The 6,012-nt window shown below is 60.0% G+C and carries 6 protein-coding genes and 1 pseudogene; 1 reads left to right on the top strand and 6 read right to left on the bottom strand.

The genetic code is table 11. The features are described from left to right. The first annotated feature begins 178 nt into the window (after nucleotides 1–178). The gene (locus B4F51_RS02255; RefSeq protein WP_296223453.1) at nucleotides 179–1,252 is read left to right on the top strand and encodes a porin; all 1,074 of its coding nucleotides are present in this window, start codon (nucleotides 179–181) and stop codon (nucleotides 1,250–1,252) included. 105 nt (nucleotides 1,253–1,357) lie between these two features. On the opposite strand, the gene icmH is transcribed toward B4F51_RS02255, so the two are convergent. The 6 genes and pseudogenes from icmH to B4F51_RS02285 form a co-directional block, all read right to left on the bottom strand. Beyond that, nucleotides 1,358–2,368 carry a type IVB secretion system protein IcmH/DotU gene (gene icmH / locus B4F51_RS02260; RefSeq protein ID WP_296223454.1) on the bottom strand — a complete coding sequence of 337 codons (1,011 nt, stop codon included), beginning with the start codon at nucleotides 2,366–2,368 and terminating at the stop codon, nucleotides 1,358–1,360. Beyond that, nucleotides 2,361–2,645, bottom strand: coding sequence for a PAAR domain-containing protein (locus tag B4F51_RS02265; protein ID WP_296223455.1), 285 nt, complete (start codon nucleotides 2,643–2,645; stop codon nucleotides 2,361–2,363). The genes icmH and B4F51_RS02265 overlap by 8 nt, the downstream gene beginning before the upstream one ends. Nucleotides 2,646–2,647: 2 nt before the next feature. Next, nucleotides 2,648–4,933, bottom strand: a complete 2,286-nt coding sequence (locus tag B4F51_RS02270) for a T6SS phospholipase effector Tle1-like catalytic domain-containing protein (RefSeq protein ID WP_296223456.1) — start codon at nucleotides 4,931–4,933, stop codon at nucleotides 2,648–2,650. After that, nucleotides 4,930–5,583, bottom strand: coding sequence for a DUF3304 domain-containing protein (locus B4F51_RS02275; RefSeq protein ID WP_296223457.1), 654 nt, complete (start codon nucleotides 5,581–5,583; stop codon nucleotides 4,930–4,932). The genes B4F51_RS02270 and B4F51_RS02275 overlap by 4 nt, the downstream gene beginning before the upstream one ends. Next, entirely contained in the window at nucleotides 5,580–5,741 is a 162-nt protein-coding gene (locus tag B4F51_RS02280) for a hypothetical protein (RefSeq protein WP_296223458.1), read from the bottom strand. The genes B4F51_RS02275 and B4F51_RS02280 overlap by 4 nt, the downstream gene beginning before the upstream one ends. Further along, a pseudogene (locus B4F51_RS02285) lies at nucleotides 5,738–6,012 on the bottom strand (DUF3304 domain-containing protein); the annotation flags it as partial. The gene B4F51_RS02280 and the pseudogene B4F51_RS02285, both read right to left, overlap by 4 nt.

The following is a 6,012-nucleotide window of genomic DNA, read 5'->3' on the forward strand; positions in this document are numbered from 1 at the left end:
GAGATACAGGCATCGCCTCGCGTTTTGAAGCTAGGGAAAATCCCGAGCCCACGCGCATCCCCCACCAATTTCCCGCCAATCGAAAGTGAACTGAAAGTGCGTCGCTCATACGATCCGTCCCGCCCGGAGGTGCCGCAATGGCGGCCTTTGTGGCCTGACAACGTATAAGGGAGACCTGATGAACAAGACTTCGATGGCGCTGGCGGTGGTCGCGCTCGCCACCGCCGCTACTGCCGATATTGCCGCCGCGCAATCCTCCAACGTGACCCTGTATGGCCTGATCGACTCGGGCATCGAGTACGTGAACCACGCGGGCCCGAACGGCGGCAGCGTCACGCAACTGGTCTCGGGTGGCAAAAACACATCCCGCTGGGGCCTGCGCGGCACGGAAGACCTGGGCGGTGGACTGAAGGGCATCTTCAACCTGGAAAGCGGCATCGCCATCGACACCGGCAAGCTCGACACCGACAACACGCTGTTCGACCGCCGCGCCACCGTGGGCCTGGCTGGCAGCTTCGGCCAGGTGGTGGCCGGACGCACCTTCACCACCACGTACGACTTCATGCTGCCGTACGATCCGATGGGCTACGCGCCGAACTACTCGTGGGCCACGTCGGCCACCGCCACGGGGGGGCGCAAGGACGGCATGTTCACGCGCGCCTCCAACGCCGTCCGCTATGACGGCACGTTCGGCGGCCTGAAGCTGGGCGCCACCATGGCCTTTGGCGAGGTCGCAGGCAACTTCAAGAGCAGCTCGAAGTACGACCTGGGTATCGGCTACAGCGCGGGCGGTTTCTCGGCCGCAGCCACGTGGGATCGCCAGAATGGCGCGGGCACCAGCACCACGCCGGCGGATACGACCGATTACATCCAAGGCATTCATGCCGGTGCCAGCTACAACTTCGGCGCGCTCAAGCTGTTCGCGGGCTACCGCAACTACAAGCGTACGTTCACCACAGCCGCCGCCAGCCTGCGCAGCGATATGTACTGGTTGGGCGCCAGCTATGACTTCACGCCGGCCTTCACGCTGTACGGCGCGGTCTACAAGCAGAACATCAAGGACGGCAACGATGCCGATCCGATCCTGTTCTCGGTGCGTGGCCAGTACGCGCTGTCCAAGCGCACCACGGCTTACCTGGCCGGCGGCTATGCCAAGGCACGCAATGGCCAGAACGTGAGTCTGTCGCGGGATGCGGTCGGCTATGGCAACAATCAGGTGGGTGTGACGGCGGGGTTGCAGCACCGCTTCTGATCGGCGCCTTTGATTGCTGCAAAGACAACGGGCACCTTTGGGTGCCCGTTGTCGGCCGTGCGCATTGTCCGAGCGCGCGATTGGTCTGTCGGCTGCAGCAATAGGCTATCGGCTCTCCGATTGCTGGCGACCGGGCGTGATGTTCGCTCGGGATTTTGGCGCATCAAGCGCAGGCAAGGGCGGCGGGGCAGCGACCATTTTGTTGATGGCGTCGATCGCTTGCAAGGTTTCCTCCTGTGCCTTGTGCAACTTGAATTGGAAATAGGCGTAGGTTCCAGCTAAAACCACCATGCAAACAACTGCTGTTACCCACACTGGAATGCCGCCAATTGGCCTGAGGTTGCGTTCCGTGGCGACATGCAATGACGGTGAAAGCTCGCGCGGTACCGGTGGGACTCTCGCTTTGATAATCGTGTAGAGCTTCTGGCGCAGCAGTTGATGCTCACGATCGCCGTTCGCCTTGACGCGGTATTGGCCCATGAAGCCCAGGCTCGTGATGATGTAAATCAAGTAGATCAGAACGAGATTTGCATCGGAATCTTCCACCAGGCGCGCGAGCAGTTGATACACCTTGGTGCCGCCATCCCGGTCGCCATGAAACTGCGCGGTGAGCGAGTGTTGCGACCATGCGCCGATGCCGTCTTTGCCGCCACCGCCCCAGGGGGTGTGATGCGCAGCCTCATCCAACGCTGCACACAGGCAATAACTGGCCCCCACGATGTGATTACGGTCAAAGCTGGCCCGATGGCATAGTTTTTCAAAGGTCCGGATCTCCATGACGAGCCGGGCACGCAGATGGTCGATCTGGCCGCGTCTAAGGTGCTTGACGGAGGGTAGATCGGCTACGACGCGAAGCAATCGACGCCCCGCAATTCTCAGGCCATAAGGATGGCCGATCAGCTCGATGCGCTCGAGCATTGTTGCAAGCTCGGCCTCGCTGTATTCGTCGACCTTCACGGGCGGTGCGTCGTTGCCATGAATGGCGCCCTTAACGTCTGTGAGTTTCTTTTCTGCAGCGGTTCCCGTCTGCTCGGATTTGGCCTGCGGCTTGCCAGGTTTCGCACCTCGATCGGCCAACCAGACTGGCGCTTTCTTTGAACGCGAACGTTTAGCCATCGACATACCCAGTCGTGGTGCCAACGAGTGTGCAACCGCACTGGCAACGATGCCCGTGCAGCGCTACCGGTTTGCCGTTCACGATCATGGAATCATCGCCTTCAATGATGGGATTCACGCCGTGCGGGCGGCCATCTGGGTAACGTGCCGGGCAGTCCACCAGATCGCCCTTGCGGGCGATGGGCTTGTCGTCAATGGTGTCTGAGGGTGAGCCGCTGATGACGCGGCCGTTGCTGGAGTTGACGTCTCCGACCACGATGATGGATTTGAATGGCATGTTCAATCTCCCATGAGCATTTCGTCGAGCGTGGGCCTTGGCCCGGAGTTGATGCTCCGCATGAGTGCTTCTGTCTGTGCTGCTTGGGCCGCGGCACGCGCATCGTCCTCCAAGCCCAAATGCCTGATGGCGTTGTCGTTGCCGACATAAAAAGTGCGCGCCCAGCCAAAACCGCCGGGCGCATATTCATGGAAGTTGGGCACGCGAAACCATGCGCGGCTGTCGTGGATGTAATCGTCAAAGAGGGCGACGCTGGCGCGCTCTTGTTGTGCGAATTGATCGACGACTGCTGGTGCTGTCCATTCGCGCAACGTTGCCACCATGGCGCGCGCTGGTACCACCAGTACGTCATAGACCTGCAGGTGCTTGGCGGTGGCGGCGGCGGTTTGTACGTGCAAATCTCGATTCACCAGCAGTATCTGCTCGCTGTCCGGGTTCTTCTCGCGCCGCACACATAGGAATCGCCCCATGTTCTGAAGTGCTGCGAGCGTAATGCCCAGCGGTCCGAACAGGCTGATTGGGCTGATTGCTTGCGGTCGAGCGGAAAACGAAGACTCTTCCACCCCAAGCTCGGCCTGCATCGACGGGTGGAGGTAACCCAGCAACAGGCGAAATTCTTCCGCAGCCTCGCGCAGATCGTGCTGATCATTGGTGACGGTTTCATCCGCACCTTCGCCAGGCCGCGTTCTGTCTTTCTTCTTAGCGATTTCCTGGCATATCTGTTCGCGCCGGCGTGCCACGGCATCCCAGACTGACTGCATCTGCTGGTCTCGCTCGGCGGCCTGCTTCATCTGGGTTGCGCGCTTGGCCGCGCTGACATAGCCCTGCGCGGCGTTCGCCAGTCCTGCCATGCTGGTGCCTGCGGACAACTCCTTGATGCGCTGGCGCAGTTTCAAGGTTTCTGCGTCGCTCTCAACAGCTTTGTCGACGCGCAATTTCAGTTGGTGCGGCGTTAGCGGGTCTTCCGGCGCTGCGTTGAAGAACGGTCTGTTCGTGATGTAGTTGCCCGTCCCCCATCGAGCACGCAAGGCCCGCCACGCAACGCTCTGACGCATGCCAAAGCGCATTGCATCCTCTACGCGGCTGATTTCGGTTGTTCTGTCCAGCCAGGCATTGAAAGCACTGACGACGGACGGGCTCAACGCGAAATCGTCCTTCATGTAGGGGCTTCTGTTGATGTCTTCGCCCACCATCAGCGGTACGCCCCAGCGTAGCGCCTCGATATACATGTGATGGAGTGGAATCTGGCTGATCTTGTCGGCATCGCCACCGCGAGCCTTACCCTGGTCACCCGGCGTATAACCGCCACCTACATCGGAATGCACGCCGGGGTAGGCCACCTCCAGCCGCTGGCCTGCTCCGCCTGGATACGCATTGCCTTCTCGAATGGTGTCCATCGGAAAGCTCATGCGCTGCTCGTGGATTGAGAAGAAGTGCACGCAGCGTTTGACGCTCTCGGGGATATTCATCAGGCCGTTGCTTGCCCAGGCGAAGTGGCCGTCGAAGAGCTCGATCTGAAACGCCGCCTTGACTGAGTCTGGCGGCCCTACAGATGCCACCGTATCGAAGAGCCCCATGAAATTGACCTGATAGGGGATCACTCCGGCAATCTTGCCGCCGGGGGCCCAATCACGTGTGAGCTTGCCTATGAATGACCGTGCGCAGGCCGCACCACGCGAGAAGCCGAACACGTTGATCCACACCTGCTTGACCATCTTGTTGCGTTGGCAGTCGCGCTGCCTGTCGCGTTGGATGCCTGCAAGATTTCGGTGCTTCATGTCGAAGAGGGTGGAGAAACTCCGGTAGCCGTCTGCTGTGGCGTGGCAGAGGTCTTTGGCTTCGTCGTCTCGGATCAATTCATCTACGTCTGCATCCGCAATGGCCTTGTAGATGGAGTTCAGGACTCGCGTGTAACCCCACACGCAACGCCAGCCATAACCGCGGGCGAAGGCTTTGCCTGCGGAGGAGTATTCGAGTTCGCCGAGCTTCTTGAAGATCGTGCCAACGCCAGCGATGTAATGCCGGTAGATGCCATTCCAAGGTTCTTCTCGTGCCGCGTTGTACAGCCGTGCCACATTGGTGTGTGCCAGCCAATTGGAATCCCGGAACTCTGGGTTGTCCTCATCATCGTTATTGTTAGTGCCGTCAAAGAACAGGCTGATGTGAATTGTTTGCTCGCAGGCGCCAAGCGGGTCCGTGACCTTGCCTTTGCCGTGCTGGTAGGCGGCATCGCCGTGGGGCAGCAACCCGTCATCGGGCATCTTGGTGGGCCAACGTAGGATCTTCATTGAGCGTTCTCCTTCTGTTTCCTCAACTCCGCTTCGGCTGCGACTTCAGCTTCGCGGGCGATGCGCATTTGGCGATCCTTCTCGCGCCGCTCTTCGTCTTGCCGCGTGAGTTCTTCGTCTACAGTTCCAACGCCCACATAAGGATCATCATCAGCAGGGCGAGCCCAGACGCGGTTATGTCCGTTTGCATTGCCATCCTTGACCATGACCTTGACCCGATCGCCAGGGAGGAAGATGACCCACATGCCGTAGGTGGCGGTTCCATACTCAGGCAACTCGGCGTCGGCCTTGTACCAAGAGCCATAAGTGACGCCGTCAAGCTTCTTGTCGGCAATCCATCGCACGGTGACCTTCAAGCCGGGGCGCCATTGCTTGGGGAAGGCGGCGCAACACTTTCCTCCTCCCCCGCCAGATGGCAAATCGTTGGATCGAGCTGGTTGAATATTGGGTCCGCCGCCTTTAATGCCGTTATCGTCGCGCCCCTTCAGGTTGAAGGTGTGGATGTAATAGGGGGTGTAGTTCAGCCCGCTGACTTCACCGTACTGCATGGGGTCGGCGGCATCCCGTGCCGCCATGGCCGCGCGGTCGTCGCAGCCGGCCAGCAGGGCGACGCTGGTGAGCAGAAGCGTCGTGATCAATTTGGCTTTCATAAGCGCACGCTCCGATTTGTAGGCAGGCTGATGTGAATCGTTTGCTTGCAGGCGCCGAGCGGGTCCGTGACCTTGCCTTTGCCGTGCTGGTAGGCGGCATCGCCGTGGGGCAGCAACCCGCCATCGGGCATCTTGGTGGGCCAACGTAGGACCTTCATTGAGCGTTTTCCTCCTGTTTCCTCAACTCCGCTTCGGCTGCGACTTCAGCTTCGCGGGCGATGCGCATTTGCTGATTCTTCTCGCGCCGTTCTTCGTCTCGGCGCGTGAGTTCTTCATCCACGGTGCCAGTAGCCACATATGGGTCAGCGTCGGTTGGTTTGACTTCAAGACTGTTGTGCCCGTTTGCGTTACCGTCTTGCACCATGAGCTTTACGCGGTCTCCGGGAAGAAAGATGGCAAATAAGGCGCCTGCTCTTGGGCCATACTCCG

The sequence above is a fragment of the Ralstonia sp. UBA689 genome (genome assembly GCF_002298975.1).
In the GTDB taxonomy this organism is placed as follows: Bacteria; Pseudomonadota; Gammaproteobacteria; order Burkholderiales; family Burkholderiaceae; genus Ralstonia.

Coding starts and splice junctions, on each gene's coding strand:
- B4F51_RS02255 (WP_296223453.1), top strand. CDS start 179: ATGAACAAGACTTCGATGGCGCTGGCGGTGGTCGCGCTCGCCACCGCC.
- B4F51_RS02280 (WP_296223458.1), bottom strand. CDS start 5,741: ATGAAGGTCCTACGTTGGCCCACCAAGATGCCCGATGGCGGGTTGCTG.
- B4F51_RS02275 (WP_296223457.1), bottom strand. CDS start 5,583: ATGAAAGCCAAATTGATCACGACGCTTCTGCTCACCAGCGTCGCCCTG.
- icmH (WP_296223454.1), bottom strand. CDS start 2,368: ATGGCTAAACGTTCGCGTTCAAAGAAAGCGCCAGTCTGGTTGGCCGAT.
- B4F51_RS02270 (WP_296223456.1), bottom strand. CDS start 4,933: ATGAAGATCCTACGTTGGCCCACCAAGATGCCCGATGACGGGTTGCTG.
- B4F51_RS02265 (WP_296223455.1), bottom strand. CDS start 2,645: ATGCCATTCAAATCCATCATCGTGGTCGGAGACGTCAACTCCAGCAAC.